This is a genomic window from Pantoea latae (genome assembly GCF_002077695.1).
Classification (GTDB): Bacteria; Pseudomonadota; Gammaproteobacteria; order Enterobacterales; family Enterobacteriaceae; genus Pantoea; species Pantoea latae.
In genome coordinates, this window is sequence record NZ_MWUE01000007.1 from 41,109 (window position 1) to 54,976 (window position 13,868).

16 protein-coding genes are annotated in these 13,868 nt (G+C 61.6%); 8 read left to right on the forward strand and 8 right to left on the reverse strand.

The features are described 5' to 3' along the window. Window positions 1-19: 19 nt before the first annotated feature. Together nrdD and nrdG are read left to right on the forward strand one after the other, a co-directional pair. Entirely contained in the window at window positions 20-2,158 is a 2,139-nt protein-coding gene (gene nrdD, locus B2J69_RS04615; RefSeq protein ID WP_081136868.1) for an anaerobic ribonucleoside-triphosphate reductase, read from the forward strand. Continuing rightward, window positions 2,158-2,634, forward strand: coding sequence for an anaerobic ribonucleoside-triphosphate reductase-activating protein (gene nrdG, locus B2J69_RS04620; RefSeq protein WP_167376552.1), 477 nt, complete (start codon window positions 2,158-2,160; stop codon window positions 2,632-2,634). The genes nrdD and nrdG overlap by 1 nt, the downstream gene beginning before the upstream one ends. Here nrdG and B2J69_RS04625 read toward each other — a convergent pair. Continuing rightward, window positions 2,631-3,257: an NAD-dependent epimerase/dehydratase family protein gene (locus B2J69_RS04625; protein ID WP_081136870.1), complete on the reverse strand. Its 627-nt coding sequence runs from the start codon at window positions 3,255-3,257 to the stop codon at window positions 2,631-2,633. The genes nrdG and B2J69_RS04625 overlap by 4 nt on opposite strands. A gap of 143 nt (window positions 3,258-3,400) precedes the next feature. Between B2J69_RS04625 and B2J69_RS04630 the strand changes: the two genes are divergently transcribed. Next, the gene (locus B2J69_RS04630) at window positions 3,401-3,922 is read left to right on the forward strand and encodes a type 1 glutamine amidotransferase domain-containing protein (RefSeq protein ID WP_081136871.1); all 522 of its coding nucleotides are present in this window, start codon (window positions 3,401-3,403) and stop codon (window positions 3,920-3,922) included. Window positions 3,923-3,939: 17 nt separating this feature from the next. Here B2J69_RS04630 and B2J69_RS04635 read toward each other — a convergent pair whose 3' ends face one another. Next, the gene (locus B2J69_RS04635; protein ID WP_081136872.1) at window positions 3,940-4,386 is read right to left on the reverse strand and encodes a YhbP family protein; all 447 of its coding nucleotides are present in this window, start codon (window positions 4,384-4,386) and stop codon (window positions 3,940-3,942) included. A gap of 89 nt (window positions 4,387-4,475) precedes the next feature. Here B2J69_RS04635 and B2J69_RS04640 point away from each other — a divergent pair, with 89 nt between their 5' ends. Beyond that, window positions 4,476-4,763, forward strand: a complete 288-nt coding sequence (locus B2J69_RS04640; RefSeq protein WP_081136873.1) for a GIY-YIG nuclease family protein — start codon at window positions 4,476-4,478, stop codon at window positions 4,761-4,763. Here the strand turns inward: B2J69_RS04640 and B2J69_RS04645 are convergent. Next, a complete protein-coding gene (locus B2J69_RS04645; RefSeq protein ID WP_081136874.1) occupies window positions 4,747-5,253 on the reverse strand; it encodes a GNAT family N-acetyltransferase in 507 nt (168 codons plus the stop codon). The two genes, B2J69_RS04640 and B2J69_RS04645, sit on opposite strands and share 17 nt — an antisense overlap. After that, a complete protein-coding gene (ubiT, locus tag B2J69_RS04650) occupies window positions 5,247-5,771 on the reverse strand; it encodes a ubiquinone anaerobic biosynthesis accessory factor UbiT (RefSeq protein ID WP_081136875.1) in 525 nt (174 codons plus the stop codon). Before ubiT ends, B2J69_RS04645 begins: the two co-directional genes overlap by 7 nt. 203 nt (window positions 5,772-5,974) lie before the next feature. On the opposite strand from ubiT, the gene ubiU reads away from it, so the two are divergent. The 3 genes from ubiU to B2J69_RS04665 all read left to right on the forward strand — a co-directional run bounded on the left by ubiU (window position 5,975) and on the right by B2J69_RS04665 (window position 8,989). Next, window positions 5,975-6,970 (forward strand): ubiquinone anaerobic biosynthesis protein UbiU, encoded by a 996-nt coding sequence (ubiU, locus tag B2J69_RS04655; protein ID WP_081136876.1) that lies wholly within the window; start codon window positions 5,975-5,977, stop codon window positions 6,968-6,970. A 10-nt stretch (window positions 6,971-6,980) separates the two neighbouring features. Next, a complete protein-coding gene (locus B2J69_RS04660; RefSeq protein WP_081136877.1) occupies window positions 6,981-7,862 on the forward strand; it encodes a U32 family peptidase in 882 nt (293 codons plus the stop codon). A 116-nt stretch (window positions 7,863-7,978) separates the two neighbouring features. Then, window positions 7,979-8,989 (forward strand): luciferase-like monooxygenase, encoded by a 1,011-nt coding sequence (locus tag B2J69_RS04665; protein ID WP_081136878.1) that lies wholly within the window; start codon window positions 7,979-7,981, stop codon window positions 8,987-8,989. An 18-nt stretch (window positions 8,990-9,007) separates the two neighbouring features. On the opposite strand, the gene B2J69_RS04670 is transcribed toward B2J69_RS04665, so the two are convergent. Then, window positions 9,008-9,910 carry an AraC family transcriptional regulator gene (locus tag B2J69_RS04670; RefSeq protein ID WP_081136879.1) on the reverse strand — a complete coding sequence of 301 codons (903 nt, stop codon included), beginning with the start codon at window positions 9,908-9,910 and terminating at the stop codon, window positions 9,008-9,010. Between the two features lie 172 nt (window positions 9,911-10,082). Between B2J69_RS04670 and B2J69_RS04675 the strand changes: the two genes are divergently transcribed. Then, window positions 10,083-10,829: an SDR family NAD(P)-dependent oxidoreductase gene (locus B2J69_RS04675; RefSeq protein WP_081136880.1), complete on the forward strand. Its 747-nt coding sequence runs from the start codon at window positions 10,083-10,085 to the stop codon at window positions 10,827-10,829. 54 nt (window positions 10,830-10,883) lie between these two features. Here the strand turns inward: B2J69_RS04675 and B2J69_RS04680 are convergent, their stop codons facing one another. The 3 genes from B2J69_RS04680 to nlpI all read right to left on the reverse strand — a co-directional run bounded on the left by B2J69_RS04680 (window position 10,884) and on the right by nlpI (window position 13,860). Beyond that, a complete protein-coding gene (locus B2J69_RS04680) occupies window positions 10,884-12,797 on the reverse strand; it encodes a DEAD/DEAH family ATP-dependent RNA helicase (protein ID WP_081136881.1) in 1,914 nt (637 codons plus the stop codon). A gap of 16 nt (window positions 12,798-12,813) precedes the next feature. Then, entirely contained in the window at window positions 12,814-12,870 is a 57-nt protein-coding gene (gene yrbN / locus B2J69_RS24505) for a protein YrbN (RefSeq protein ID WP_100229640.1), read from the reverse strand. 105 nt (window positions 12,871-12,975) lie between these two features. Next, the gene (gene nlpI / locus B2J69_RS04685; RefSeq protein ID WP_033749316.1) at window positions 12,976-13,860 is read right to left on the reverse strand and encodes a lipoprotein NlpI; all 885 of its coding nucleotides are present in this window, start codon (window positions 13,858-13,860) and stop codon (window positions 12,976-12,978) included. Window positions 13,861-13,868: the final 8 nt, after the last annotated feature.

A 13,868-nucleotide genomic window follows, 5' to 3' on the forward strand; every position in this document is an offset into this window, starting at 1 on the left:
TGTAGCGAATGGAGAGAGCATGGCAAAGGTAGTGGTGAAGCGCGACGGCTGTCGCTCAGGGTTTGACGCCGCCAGAATCGAGGCGGCGGTCGCGGCGGCGGCCCGTGCGGCGCAGGTCGAAGATGCGCAGTGGTGTGCCGCGGTCGCCCGCCGCGTCAGCGAGAAGCTGGCGGATCGCGTTGAGGTGGATATCCGCGATATTCAGTTCGCGGTCGAAGAGACGCTGATGTGCGGCCCCTACCCCCAGCTGGCGCGCGCCTATATCGAGTACCGGCACGATCGCGACGTGGCGCGCGAGCAGCGCGGCAAGCTGCATCACGCCATTCGCGGCCTGGTCGATCAAACCAACGCCGCGCTGCTGAACGAGAACGCCAATAAAGACAGCAAGGTGATCCCGACGCAGCGCGATCTGCTGGCGGGGATCGTGGCGAAACACTATGCGCAGCAGCAGATCCTGCCGCGCGATGTGGTGCAGGCGCACGAGCGCGGCGAGATCCACTACCACGATCTCGACTACTCTCCTTTCTTTCCCATGTTCAACTGCATGCTGATCGATCTGAAAGGGATGCTCACTAACGGTTTCAAGATGGGCAACGCCGAGATCGAGCCGCCAAAATCGATCGCCACCGCCACGGCGGTCACCGCGCAGATCATCGCGCAGGTGGCCAGCCATATCTACGGCGGCACCACCATCAACCGCATCGACGAGGTGCTGGCGCCCTTCGTTCAGCTCAGCCTGGAGAAGCATCGCGCCGTCGCCGCCGAATGGCAGATCGCCGACGTCGACGCCTATGCGCGGGCGCGCACCGAGAAAGAGTGCTACGACGCCTTTCAGTCGCTGGAGTATGAGGTCAATACGCTGCACACCGCCAATGGTCAGACGCCGTTCGTCACTTTCGGCTTCGGGCTAGGCACCAGCTGGGCGGCGCGGCTGATCCAGCAGTCGATCCTGCGCAACCGCATCGCCGGACTGGGAAAAAACCACAAGACCGCCGTCTTTCCCAAGCTGGTGTTTGCCATCCGCGAGGGGCTGAATCGCCGTCCGGGCGATCTCAACTATGACATCAAGCAGCTGGCGCTGGAGTGCGCCAGCAAGCGCATGTATCCCGATATCCTTAACTACGACCAGGTGGTGAAGGTAACCGGCTCCTTTAAAACGCCGATGGGCTGCCGCAGCTTCCTCGGGGTGTATGAAGAGAACGGCGTCGAAATCCACGACGGGCGCAATAATCTGGGGGTTATCAGCCTGAATCTGCCGCGCATCGCGCTCGAGGCGCAGGGCGATGAGGCGCGCTTCTGGACGCTGCTCGACGAACGTCTGGCGCTGGCGAAGCGCGCGCTGATGACGCGCATCGCCCGGCTGGAGAAAACCAAAGCGCGCGTGGCGCCGATCCTCTACATGGAGGGCGCCTGCGGCGTGCGGCTCAATGCCGATGACGAAGTGGGGCCGATTTTCCGCAACGGCCGCGCCTCGCTGTCGCTGGGCTATATCGGCCTGCATGAAACCCTGAACGCGCTGAGCGGCGGCGCGCGTCATCCCTATGACGATGCCGCGCTGCGCGCCAAAGGGATCGCCATCGTCTCGCGCCTGCGCGCCGCCACCGACGCCTGGAAAGCGGAGACCGGCTACGGCTTCAGCCTCTACAGCACGCCGAGCGAAAACCTCTGCGACCGCTTCTGCCGCCTCGACGCCGCGCAGTTCGGCGTGGTGCCGGGCGTCACCGATAAAGGCTACTACACCAACAGCTTCCACCTCGACGTCGAGAAAAAAGTGAACCCCTACGACAAGATCGACTTCGAGGCGCCCTATCCGCCGCTGGCGAACGGCGGCTTCATCTGTTACGGCGAATATCCCAACGTGCAGCATAACCTCAAGGCGCTGGAGGACGTGTGGGACTACAGCTACGACCGCGTGCCCTACTACGGCACCAATACGCCGATCGACGAGTGCTACGCGTGCGGCTTTACCGGCGAGTTCAGCTGCACCAGCCGCGGCTTTACCTGCCCGAACTGCGGCAACCACGATCCGGCGCGCGTCTCGGTGACGCGCCGCGTCTGCGGCTATCTCGGCAGCCCCGACGCGCGCCCGTTCAACGCCGGCAAACAGGAAGAGGTGCAGCGACGCGTGAAACATCTGGAGAGCGGACCGCTGGGATGATGCATTTTCATCGCTACTACGATGTCGACATCGTTAACGGTCCGGGCACGCGCTGCACGCTGTTCGTGGCCGGGTGCGAGCATCAGTGTCGCGGCTGCTACAACCAGAGCACCTGGCGGCTCGACTCCGGCGCGCCTTTCACCCTGCAGCATGAGGAGCGGCTGATCGCCGATCTGCAGGACAGCCGCATCCCGCGCCAGGGACTCTCGCTGAGCGGCGGCGATCCGCTGCATCCGCACAACGTGCCGCATATTCGTCGGCTGGTGAAACGCGTGCGCGCGGAGTGTCCGGGAAAAGATATCTGGCTCTGGACCGGCTATCAGCGCGCTGAGCTTAACCGCGCGCAGCGCGAGGTGCTCGACTATATCGATGTGCTGATCGACGGACGCTTTATCGAGGCGCAGAGAGATACGACGCTGCGATGGCGCGGCAGTCGCAACCAGATTATCTGGGACCTGAGCAAAGAGCGCGGCTAGCGCGGGATCTGCCCCGATTCGATAATCTCGACGCGCTCGCCGCCTGGCTGGAACGCCTGCTGATGCATGCACTTTGCCACCGCCAGCGCGGAGACCGAACGCCAGTTGCCGGGCAGCATGCCGAACAGCGGCGCCATCAGGCTTTCACCGGCGCGTTTATGCGTGCGCTCGCCCAGCAGTAGCGAAGGACGCACCAGCGTCAGGCGCGGCCAACCCTGATGACGCAGCGCCGTCTCCATCTCGCCTTTAACCCGGTTATAGAAAAAAGGCGAATGGCGATTCGCGCCGTGCGCGCTGACGGCCACCATCTGCACCGCACCCAGCCGCAGGCCGTTCAGGCCGGTATCCACCACCAGCGTGTAGTCGACGTGTAGAAACGCCGCTTTGCTGCCCGCCGCTTTTCGCGTGGTGCCGAGACAGCAAAAGACGCTGTCGATGGCGACGTTGAGCGGCCGCAGCACGTCGGTGAGATCCGCTTCGATCGGATTCACCACCTTTTTCATCGGCGGCAGCGGACGCCGCGTCGGCGCGATAATTTCATCCACGCGCGCATCCGCCACCAGCAGGCGCAGCAGATGCGACCCCACCAGTCCCGTCGCGCCGGTCAGTAATACACGATGCATGCGGCCTCCCGCTAACCTGTTGCCATTACTCTGAAATATAGTCAGCTTTTGCCGTCCGGCTTGCATTTTCAGCACAAACAACCAGGCTTAAGCTGTTCACCAGGAGAGCGCATTGTGCGTAAACCATCATGAGGAGGGAAAAAATGAGCAAGAAGATTGCGGTGTTGATTACCGATGAATTTGAAGACTCAGAATTTACCTCACCCGCTGACGCCTATAAACAGGCGGGCTTTGAGGTGGTGACCATTGAGAAAGAGGCGGGTAAAACCGTCACCGGCAAACAGGGCGAAGCGCAGGTGAAGATCGACCGCGCTATCGACGAGGTCAGCCCGGCCGAGTTCGACGCGCTGCTGCTGCCCGGCGGCCATTCCCCTGACTCGCTGCGCGGCGACGACCGTTTTGTCGCCTTTACCAAAGAGTTTGTCGCCAGCGGCAAGCCGATTTTCGCTATCTGCCACGGTCCGCAGCTGCTGATCAGCGCCAACGGCGTGCGCGGCCGCAAAATGACCTGCGTGAAGGCGATTGCTATCGACCTGCGCAACGCCGGCGCCGACTTCTATGACGAAGAGGTGATCGTGGATGACGATCGGCTGGTCACCAGCCGTACGCCAGAGGATCTGCCCGCCTTTAATCGCGAGTCGCTGCGTATTCTGCAGGCGTCGTAACGCTGTCTCCCTTTCCCTCAGGGGAAAGGGACTTCACTCGCTTCCCGCCGCCAGCTGATTTTTTTGCCAAAGCCCAGCGCGTTATCGGTCATCTTCACCTCCTCCAGCCGGATCTCCCACAGCGGCGCAGAGACCTTGCGCGCCACCGGAAAACGCGTCTGATATCGCCTGCGCGCCTGCGCTTCCGCCTCGCCGTCGAGCAGCGCGATGGTGCCGCGATACTGCACCCCTTTAATCAGCAGCACGGTTTTCGGCTGGCCGTTGACCGTGCCCGCCACCTGCGGATTCACCTGCAGCAGCGCGCCGTGGCGCGTATCGGCTTCGGTCATCAGCCAGAACGCCATGCGCGCCTCGTCGAACACGTAAAAGCAGTTGGCGCACCAGAGATCGCCGTCGGCGTGGCAGCAGAGCGAGAGCACATGCTGTTTTTTCAGGTAACGCACCAGATGGGAATGGTCAGACACGATCGTTTGCTCCGTGCAAAATCGCCGGATAGCCGCCGCGCGGCTGGCGCGCTACACTGCCCGGCAGGAAAAGTTCAGGGATTAAGATAATGAGCGAGGGCTGGCAGCTCTATATGGTTCAGACCGCCGCGGGCGTGCTCTATACCGGCATCTCCACCGACGTAGCGCGACGCCTTGAGCAGCATCAGAGCGGACGCGGCGCGCGCGCGCTGCGCGGCAAAGGCCCGCTGGCGCTGGTCTATCGCTGCGACGCCGGCGATCGCGCGGCGGCGTCGCGGCTGGAGTATCGGGTTAAGCAGCTCAGCCGACAGCAGAAGCTGCGGCTGGTGGCGCATCAGCCGGCGTGTCTCGCCAGCTGGCTTACGCAAAACGGTTGAACGGCTCGGCAAAATCGACCTGGCCTTCCGCCCCGACAAAGGCGTCATCCGCCAGGCGGTAGATCTGGAACGCCGCTTCGCTGCCCGGCCAGCGGCAGTGCAGCGCGTGGCGCGCGGCCGGCTCGAAGCCGAAGCGATTGTAGTAGGCGGGATCGCCCAGCACCACCACCGCGCTGTAGCCGAACTCGTTCAGGGTATCCAGCCCGGCGTAGATCAGCTGCTCGCCGATTTTCTGTCCGCGCACGCTCTCATCCACCGCCAGCGGCGCCAGGCCAACCCAGTTGCGGTCTTCGCCCTGCAGCGTCACCGGACTGAAGGCGGCATAGCCCAGCACCTGGCCTTCGTCGTCCGTCGCCACCACGCCCAGCGTCAGCAGGCCATCTTCCCGCAGCTGCTGAACCAGCTCGGCTTCCGCGTCGGTTTTGAAGCTGCGTCTTAACAAACTGTCGATGCTTGCCGCATCGATCCCGATTTCTGTGCGAATTAACATACACTCTCCGCGCGCGCCTGTGCGGCCTTCGCGTCCTGTTTCATTCCCGCTTCGACAAACGCAGCCAGCTGCTGCAGTCCCGTGCGCAACGCCGTGGGCATGGCCTCAAGCTCCAGAGCATCCATCAGGTTTTTCACCTCCAGTCCCAGCTCCGTGTCGCCTTCGATCACCAGACGACGCTGGAAAAACAGCATATCGGGGTCCGCCTTACGGGCGGCGACCAGCAGCAGATCGTTAGCGTTGCCGCGAAACCAGACGTCCGCTTCCGCATCCTGTACGACCCTGAGCTGACCCTCTTCAATGGTGGTTATCCAGCGTAAATTGACATCGGCGATCTCAATGCCCAGATAGCGCGCCTGCAGAAAGTCTAACTCACCTTCCGCTAAAGCATGACGAAATTGCCAGTTTAGGAGTTGTTGCAACAGGGCCCTTTTAACCGCGAAAGGCGTCAGCGCCAGGGGTAAGCTGAGGAATTTTGGGCCTTTTTTCACTAACTCAGCGCGTAACTGTTCGAACACGGGCGTCTCTCCATCCTGAAAATTTCAGGTATATTGCCACATCCGCCGGGCCACACCGCAGCCGAGATCAATAATTTCGCCGCCCCAGTGGGCGAAATTTCCGCCAGTCGGCGGCTCAAGTGGCGTTTCACTGCCCCAAATCAACATTTCCCGCCAGCCGCTTGCCTAGACTCGTCGCCTTATCCTGTCGACGAGGGATCACTATGGAACTGCTGTGTCCGGCCGGCAATCTGCCCGCCGTGCGTTCAGCGGTGGAGAATGGCGCCGATGCGGTGTATGTCGGACTGAAAGATGACACCAACGCGCGCCACTTCGCCGGGCTGAACTTTACCGATAAGAAGCTGGCAGAGGCGGCGCGCTATCTGCATCAGCACCGCCGTAAATTGCATGTCGCTATTAATACCTTTGCGCATCCTGACGGCATGGGCCGCTGGCAGCGCGCCATCGACGTGGCGGCGCAGAACGGCGCGGACGCGCTGATCCTCGCCGACATCGCCACGCTGGAGTATGCGACCCAGCGCTATCCCGAGGTGGAGCGTCATCTGTCGGTGCAGGCCTCCGCCACCAACCTCGAAGCGGTGCGCTTCTACCATCGCCACTTCGCCCTGAGCCGCGTGGTGCTGCCGCGCGTGCTATCGCTGCATCAGGTTAAACAGCTGGCGCGTGAGACGCCGGTGCCGCTGGAGGTGTTCGCCTTCGGCAGCCTGTGCATTATGGCGGAAGGCCGCTGCTACCTCTCCTCCTGGCTGACCAGCGAATCGCCGAACAGCGCGGGCGCCTGTTCGCCGGCGAAGTTTGTGCGCTGGCAGCAGACGCCCAACGGCATGGAGTCGCGCCTGAACGACGTGCTTATCGACCGCTATGCGCCGGACGAGAGCGCCGGCTATCCCACGCTGTGCAAAGGCCGCTATCAGGTGGACGGCCAGCGCTATCACGTGCTGGAGGAGCCCACCAGCCTCAATACCCTGACGCTGCTGCCGGATCTGCTGCGCGCGGGCGTCGCCTCGGTAAAAATCGAGGGACGCCAGCGCAGCCCGGCCTATGTCGCCCAGGTGGCGCGCGTCTGGCGTCAGGCGATCGACCGCTGCACGCGCGCGCCGGAAAGCTTTGCCGTCACCGACGGCTGGACGGCGGCGCTGGATGAGCTTTCCGAAGGCTCGCAGACCACGCTTGGCGCTTACCACCGTGAATGGCAATAAGGAGAACAGCATGCAATACGCAATCGGTCCGGTGCTGTGGTATTGGCCGACAGAGCAGCTGGCGCGCTTTTACCAGCAGGTGGCGAGCAGCAGCGCCGATATCGTCTATCTCGGCGAAGCGGTCTGCAGTAAACGGCGCGCCACCTCTTATCAGCGCTGGATAGAACTGGCGCGCGAGCTGGCGGCCAGCGGCAAGCAGGTGGTGCTCAGCACCCTGGCGCTGCTGCAGTCGCCTTCGGAGCTGAAGGAGCTGAAGCGCTACGTCGACAACGGCGAGTTTGTGATCGAGGCCAACGACGTCGGCACGGTGAATATGGCCGCCGAGCGCAAGCTGCCATTTGTCGCCGGCCCGACGCTTAACGTCTATAACGTCGAAACCCTGCAGCTGCTGGTAAAAGAGGGCATGACGCGCTGGTGCATGCCGGTAGAGATGTCACGCGACTGGCTGCTGCAGCTGCTGCAGCAGAGCGAGGCGCGCAATATTCGCAGCCGGTTTGAGGTGGAAGTGCTGGGCTATGGCCACCTGCCGCTGGCGCTGTCGGCGCGCTGCTTTACCGCCCGCGCCGAATACCGCGCCAAAGATGAGTGCCAGACCTGCTGCATCAACTACCCTAACGGGCGGCGCGTCACCTCGCAGGAGGGCCAGCAGGTGTTCGTGCTGAACGGCATTCAGACCATGAGCGGCTACTGCTACAACCTCGGTAACGATTTAGCGGGCATGCGCGGCTGGGTCGATGTTCTGCGCCTGTCGCCGCAAAGCGCCGCAACGCTGCAGGAGATCGCCCGCTTCCGCGCCAACGAAGAGGGGCTGTCGCCGCTGATGGTGGCGAAAGGCAACGACTGCAACGGCTACTGGCGTAAAGTGGCCGGCATGACGCTAATATCCCCCTGAAAGGCACATAGAGGCTAGCCGCCTGCCTTTGTTAGCAGTTTTAATATGGGCATTATTACGTAATACTGGTTGGTGCAGGTTATTCATCACCTGCGCCATACCCAACTGGAGTGCCCATGTCTGAGAAAAAACCCCTTCGTCTTTCCGTGCTGGATCTGGCACCGATTCCTCATGGCTCAACCCCGCGCGATGCGTTTCACACATCGCTGGCGCTGGCGCGTCAGGCGGAAGCGTTGGGCTATGAACGTTACTGGCTGGCCGAGCACCATAATATGACCGGCATCGCCAGCGCGGCGACCTCGGTTTTGATCGGTTACCTGGCCGCTAACACCACGACCCTGCATCTGGGATCGGGCGGCATTATGCTGCCGAACCACGCGCCGCTGGTAATCGCCGAGCAGTTCGGCACCCTGGCCTCGCTCTATCCCGGCCGTATCGATTTAGGACTGGGCCGCGCGCCCGGCTCTGACCAGCGCACCATGATGGCGCTGCGCCGACACCTCTCCAGCATCCATGCGGATACCTTCCCGGAGGATGTTCAGGAGCTGATCGACTGGTTCGACGCCGACGAAGATGCGCAGCCGCCGGTGCAGCCGGTGCCTGGCCTGGGAATGAAGATCCCGGTCTGGCTGCTTGGCTCCAGCCTCTACAGCGCGCAGCTGGCGGCGAAGCTTGGCCTGCCGTTCGCCTTTGCGTCGCACTTCGCGCCCGACCAGCTGTTCCAGGCGCTGCATCTCTACCGTGAAAAATTCCAGCCGTCGGCGCGCCTGGAGAAACCCTACGCCACGGTCTGCATCAACGTGGTGGCCGCCGACAGCGAGCGCGACGCGCGCTTCCTGTTCACCTCGCAGCAGCAGCAGTTTATCAACCTGCGCCGCGGCAAGCCGGGCCCGCTGCCGGCGCCGGTGGAGAACATGGATAACCTCTGGTCGCCGTCGGAACAGTATGGCGTGCAGCAGGCGCTGAGCATGTCGCTGGTCGGCGACGCCGACAAGGTGCGTCACGGCCTGGCCGGGCTGATGCGTGAAACCCAAGCGGACGAGATCATGGTCAACGGCCAGATCTTCGATACCGAAGCGCGCCTGCGCTCTTTCGCTATTGCGATGGAAGCGGCCCGCTCGCTGTAACCCTTTGCGCGGTGGGCGCTACGCTTCCGGCCCCACCGCCCGCTGACGCACATCGCGCGCGGGAGACTGTCCGTAAAAACGGCTGTACTCCCGGCTAAACTGCGACGCGCTCTGATATCCCACGCGATAGCCCGCCGTTCCCGCATCCAGCCTGTCCACCAGCATCAGACGACGCGCTTCGTTCAGGCGTAGCTGCTTCTGATACTGCATCGGCGTCATCGCGGTCACCGCCTTGAAGTGATGATGCAGCGACGAGGCGCTCATGCCGACGCTGCTGGCGAGTCGGTCGATTTTCAACGGCTGATGGAAGTTCTCGCGCAGCCAGCGCGCCGCGCGCGCCACCTTGTTGCCAGGCCGCTCCGCCAGCGCCATATTGAGAATGCGTCCCCCTTCCGGCCCGGTCAGCAGCCGATAGAAGATCTCCTGCTCGATAAGCGGTGCCAGCGCGGCGATATCCTGCGGCTGATCGAGCAGGCGGATCAGCCGGATCACTGCATCCACCAGCAGCGGCGACACTTTGTGCGCGGCGATGCCGCGCTCGGTGCGCGCCTCCGCCAGCGAGGCGGTCAGCGGAAAGGTGTCGAGATAGTGCATTAGCCGCGCTTCGTTAATGGCGATACCGATGCCAAGGTTCGGCTTCTCCGGCGTCGCCACCGTGACGCAGGAGCGCACCGGCATATCCATCGTCACCAGCAGCAGATCGCCGGGACCATAGTGAATAATCTCCTCTCCCATGCGCAGCGCCTTGCCGCCCTGCGCCACCAGCGCAAAGCTGGCCCACTGCGCATGAGCGGTGGGTTCGGAGGGCCGTGAGCTGCGGCCGAAAAAGAGAAAATCGATCGCGCTGTCGTGACGGCCATCCTCTGTTGCATGACGATCGATCAGCTGTGCCAGATGCTGTAGCTGCGCCGGTTCCGCCATTGTCTTTCCTCCCCACCCAGTCGTACCGCTATCTTACCCGAACCGCTGCGGGACGCAGCCGCCGCGCAGCCAGATTTGCAGGATCGTGCAAGAGACTTGCAGGATTGCGCTACCGCCCGATTGGCCACAAAGCGCATATTTTGCAGACGCGATATTCAGGTGGAGAGAGAAGATGAAAGCACTTGATGGAAAAATTGCGCTGGTGACGGGCGCCTCGAAAGGCATCGGCGCGGCGATAGCGACAACTTTCGCCGCCGCCGGCGCGCGCGTGATCGTCAACTATCGCCAGGATGAAGTTGGCGCGGTGGACGTCGTCAGCGATATTCGTACGCTGGGCAGCGAGGGCGTGGCGGTGCAGGCCGATATCTCACGCGAGGCGGACGTCGAGCGTCTGTTCGACACTGCGCAGGCGCACTTTGGCGCGCCCGATATCGTGGTGAACAACGCCGGTCAGTTTCACCACGGTGAGTTTAGCGCCCTGAGCCTGCTGGAGATGCAGCAGCAGCTCAACGTCAATCTGCTGGGCACGCTGCTGGTGTGTCAGCAGGCGGCGCGCCGCTTTCCCGCGCGCGGCGGCTGCATCATCAACCTCAGCGCGCTCAATAGTCAGCAGAGCACGCCGGGCTCGGTGCTCTGGGCGGCCACCAAAGGCGCGATCGATACCCTGACGCAGGGACTGGCGCGCGAGCTGGGGCCGCGCAATATCCGCGTCAACGCGCTGGCGCCGGGCATTATCATGACGGAAGGACTGCTGGCGGCGAAGAAGCTCAATCCGCAGCTGAAAGCCGCACTGCTGGCGGCGACGCCGCTGGGGCGTTTCGGGCTGCCGGAAGACGTGGCGCAGGTGGCGCTGTTTCTCGCCTCAGAGGAAGCGGCCTATATCAGCGGCGAACGGGTGCTGATCGCCGGCGGCGCGTAAGGCAAAAAAAAGGGAAGCCCGGAGGCTGCCCTTTTTATCAATCAGCCAGGCTGATTAGAACTCGCGACGACGCGGCGCTGCGGCAGCGCCCTCTTCGCGACGCGGACCGCGGCTGCCTTCACGGCTAAAGCTGCTGCGTCCACCTTCACGACCGCCTTCACGACGCTCGGAAGAGAAACGACGTCCGCCTTCACGACCACCTTCACGGTTGCCGCCGCCACGACGCTCGCCGCCGAAATCACGACCACCGCCGCGACGTTCGCCGCGCGCTTCGCTCTGCGGCTGTGCATCGCCCAACAGCTGCATATTCATCGGTTTATTGAGAATACGCGTGCGGGTGAAGTGCTGCAGGATATCGCCCGGCATGCCTTTCGGCAGCTCGATAGTCGAGTGGGTGCCGAACAGCTTGATGTTGCCGATGTAGCGGCTGCTGATGTCGCCTTCGTTAGCGATCGCGCCAACGATATGACGCACTTCAACGCCGTCGTCACGACCCACTTCAATGCGGTACAGCTCCATCTCGCCGACGTCGCGACGTTCGCGACGCGGACGATCGCCGCCTTCGCGGTTGTCACGCGCTTCACGCGGGCTGCGACGGTCGTCACGACGATCGTCGCGATCGCGGAACTCGCGACGCTGCGGACGCGGCGCATCCGGCTGCACGATCAGCGGACGTTCGCCCTGCGCCATTTTCAGCAGCGCGGCGGCCAGCGTTTCCATATCCAGATCTTCCTGCGGAGAGAGTTTCTCCAGCAGCGCGCGATACTGGTCCAGATCGCTGCTTTCCAGCTGCTGCTGTACGCGACCGGCGAATTTCTCCAGACGACGGGTGCTCAGCAGTTCAGCGTTCGGCAGTTCCACTTCTGGAATGGTCAGCTTCATGGTGCGCTCGATGTTGCGCAGCAGACGACGCTCGCGGTTCTCAACGAACAGCAGCGCGCGACCCGCACGACCGGCGCGGCCGGTACGACCGATACGGTGAACGTATGACTCGGCATCCAGCGGGATGTCGTAGTTAACGACCAGGCTGATGCGCTCAACGTCCAGACCACGCGCCGCAACGTCGGTAGCGATCAGGATATCGAGACGGCCATCTTTCAGACGCTCCAGGGTCTGCTCGCGCAGCGCCTGGTTCATGTCGCCGTTCAGCGCGGCGCTGTTGTAGCCGTTGCGCTCCAGCGCTTCAGCCACTTCCAGCGTGGCGTTTTTGGTGCGCACGAAGATGATCGCGGCGTCAAAATCTTCCGCTTCCAGGAAACGCACCAGCGCGTCGGTTTTACGACCGTACGCGGTCCAGTAAGACTGGCTGATGTCCGGACGCGTGGTGACGCTGGACTGAATGCGCACTTCCTGCGGATCTTTCATGAAACGTTTGGTGATGCGACGGATCGCTTCCGGCATGGTCGCGGAGAACAGCGCGGTCTGATGACCTTCCGGAATCTGCGCCATGATGGTTTCAACGTCTTCGATGAAGCCCATACGCAGCATTTCGTCAGCTTCGTCCAGCACCAGACCACGCAGGTTGGAGAGATCCAGCGTGCCGCGTTTCAGGTGGTCGAGCAGACGACCCGGGGTGCCCACCACAATTTGCGGGCCCTGACGCAGCGCGCGCAGCTGTACGTCATAACGCTGGCCGCCGTAAAGGGCCACGACGTTAACGCCACGCATATGTTTAGAGAATTCGGTCATCGCTTCAGCAACCTGAACCGCCAGTTCGCGGGTCGGCGCCAGCACCAGGATCTGCGGTGCGCGAAGAGTAGGATCAATGTTGTTTAGCAGCGGCAGCGAGAACGCCGCGGTTTTACCACTACCGGTCTGCGCCATACCCAGTACATCGCGGCCCGCCAGCAGGTGAGGAATACACTCAGCCTGGATCGGAGAAGGCTTAACATAGCCCATGCCGTTCAGTGATTCGAGGATGTCGGCGTTCAGGCCCAGATCAGCAAAAGTGGTTTGAATATCAGTCATGTAGTACACGTGCCTCTTAGATTGCGGCGGCCAGTCTACATAACTCGTCGTGAAAATTTTCAGTCATTTTCATCAAAAAGTGTGAACCGGCTCAAATTAGAAGTTTCGACGAACAGCAAAGCCCTCATCCCGGAAGATGATGACTTAACGGGTAATTCAGGCAATGAAAGTTCGTCAGCTATTGCTGGTCAGATTCTGATAAATCGTCTTGTGTCTGGCCGAGTTGCGCCAGTTCCAACAATGCGTATCGGTGTTCAACAAAGTTATTGACGTTGTTGGCCACCGCCAGTTTGAACAGCGCTTTCGCGTTGTCCTTCTCCCCCAGACTTAGGTAGTGCTTACCTAAATAGAAGTTGGTTTCACTGAGATGTTCAGCGAGCGAGGTGTTATCCGTTGCGTCTGCCTTGAGACGTTCCATCAGCGTGCTTTCACTGATGTCGCCAAGGTAGAATTCGACAATGTTCCATCCCCATTGATCACGGGCCGCTTTGTCGTAACGCTGCTGCAGCGCAACTTTCGCCTTGTCTGCATCCATCTCACGTTCGTCGAGATAGAGCCACAGGCTGCGGAAAGGATCGTTGGGATCGTCTTGATAAAACGCCAGCAGATCATCTTGCGCTAACTTGTATCGACCGCCGTAATAGAGGGCGATACCACGGTTTAAATGCGCATAGTTGTAAGTTGGATCAAGCTCAAGTACAGAATCAAACGCTTCATAGGCAGCATCAAAATTGCCTGCCTGCGTTAAGTATATGCCGAGATAGTTAAACACTTCCGGCATATCTGGTCTGATAGACAGCGCTTGCGAGAAATCGTTCCGCGCCAGTGCTCTCAAACCAAGACTATCATACAACACTCCGCGCTCATATAACAGCTGTGCGCGTTCATCATCGGTCAGGGCGCGACTGGCAAGAATTTGTTCCATGCGTGCCAGAATCACTTCCTGCTGCAGTGTGGGCTGTAGAGGTACTGCAAGAACTTCGTTCTTACGCCAATTGGAGTTGCTGCATCCTGCCAGCGTGATAGCTGTCGCAACAAAACACCAGCGCAAAAAAGGCTTCATTTCCCACT

Excerpts from the sequence above, each read along its gene's own strand:
- nrdD (WP_081136868.1), top strand. The coding sequence starts at position 20 with ATGGCAAAGGTAGTGGTGAAGCGCGACGGCTGTCGCTCAGGGTTTGAC.
- nrdG (WP_167376552.1), top strand. The coding sequence starts at position 2,158 with ATGCATTTTCATCGCTACTACGATGTCGACATCGTTAACGGTCCGGGC.
- B2J69_RS04625 (WP_081136870.1), bottom strand. The coding sequence starts at position 3,257 with ATGCATCGTGTATTACTGACCGGCGCGACGGGACTGGTGGGGTCGCAT.
- B2J69_RS04630 (WP_081136871.1), top strand. The coding sequence starts at position 3,401 with ATGAGCAAGAAGATTGCGGTGTTGATTACCGATGAATTTGAAGACTCA.
- B2J69_RS04640 (WP_081136873.1), top strand. The coding sequence starts at position 4,476 with ATGAGCGAGGGCTGGCAGCTCTATATGGTTCAGACCGCCGCGGGCGTG.
- B2J69_RS04645 (WP_081136874.1), bottom strand. The coding sequence starts at position 5,253 with ATGTTAATTCGCACAGAAATCGGGATCGATGCGGCAAGCATCGACAGT.
- ubiU (WP_081136876.1), top strand. The coding sequence starts at position 5,975 with ATGGAACTGCTGTGTCCGGCCGGCAATCTGCCCGCCGTGCGTTCAGCG.
- B2J69_RS04660 (WP_081136877.1), top strand. The coding sequence starts at position 6,981 with ATGCAATACGCAATCGGTCCGGTGCTGTGGTATTGGCCGACAGAGCAG.
- B2J69_RS04665 (WP_081136878.1), top strand. The coding sequence starts at position 7,979 with ATGTCTGAGAAAAAACCCCTTCGTCTTTCCGTGCTGGATCTGGCACCG.
- B2J69_RS04670 (WP_081136879.1), bottom strand. The coding sequence starts at position 9,910 with ATGGCGGAACCGGCGCAGCTACAGCATCTGGCACAGCTGATCGATCGT.
- B2J69_RS04675 (WP_081136880.1), top strand. The coding sequence starts at position 10,083 with ATGAAAGCACTTGATGGAAAAATTGCGCTGGTGACGGGCGCCTCGAAA.
- B2J69_RS04680 (WP_081136881.1), bottom strand. The coding sequence starts at position 12,797 with ATGACTGATATTCAAACCACTTTTGCTGATCTGGGCCTGAACGCCGAC.
- nlpI (WP_033749316.1), bottom strand. The coding sequence starts at position 13,860 with ATGAAGCCTTTTTTGCGCTGGTGTTTTGTTGCGACAGCTATCACGCTG.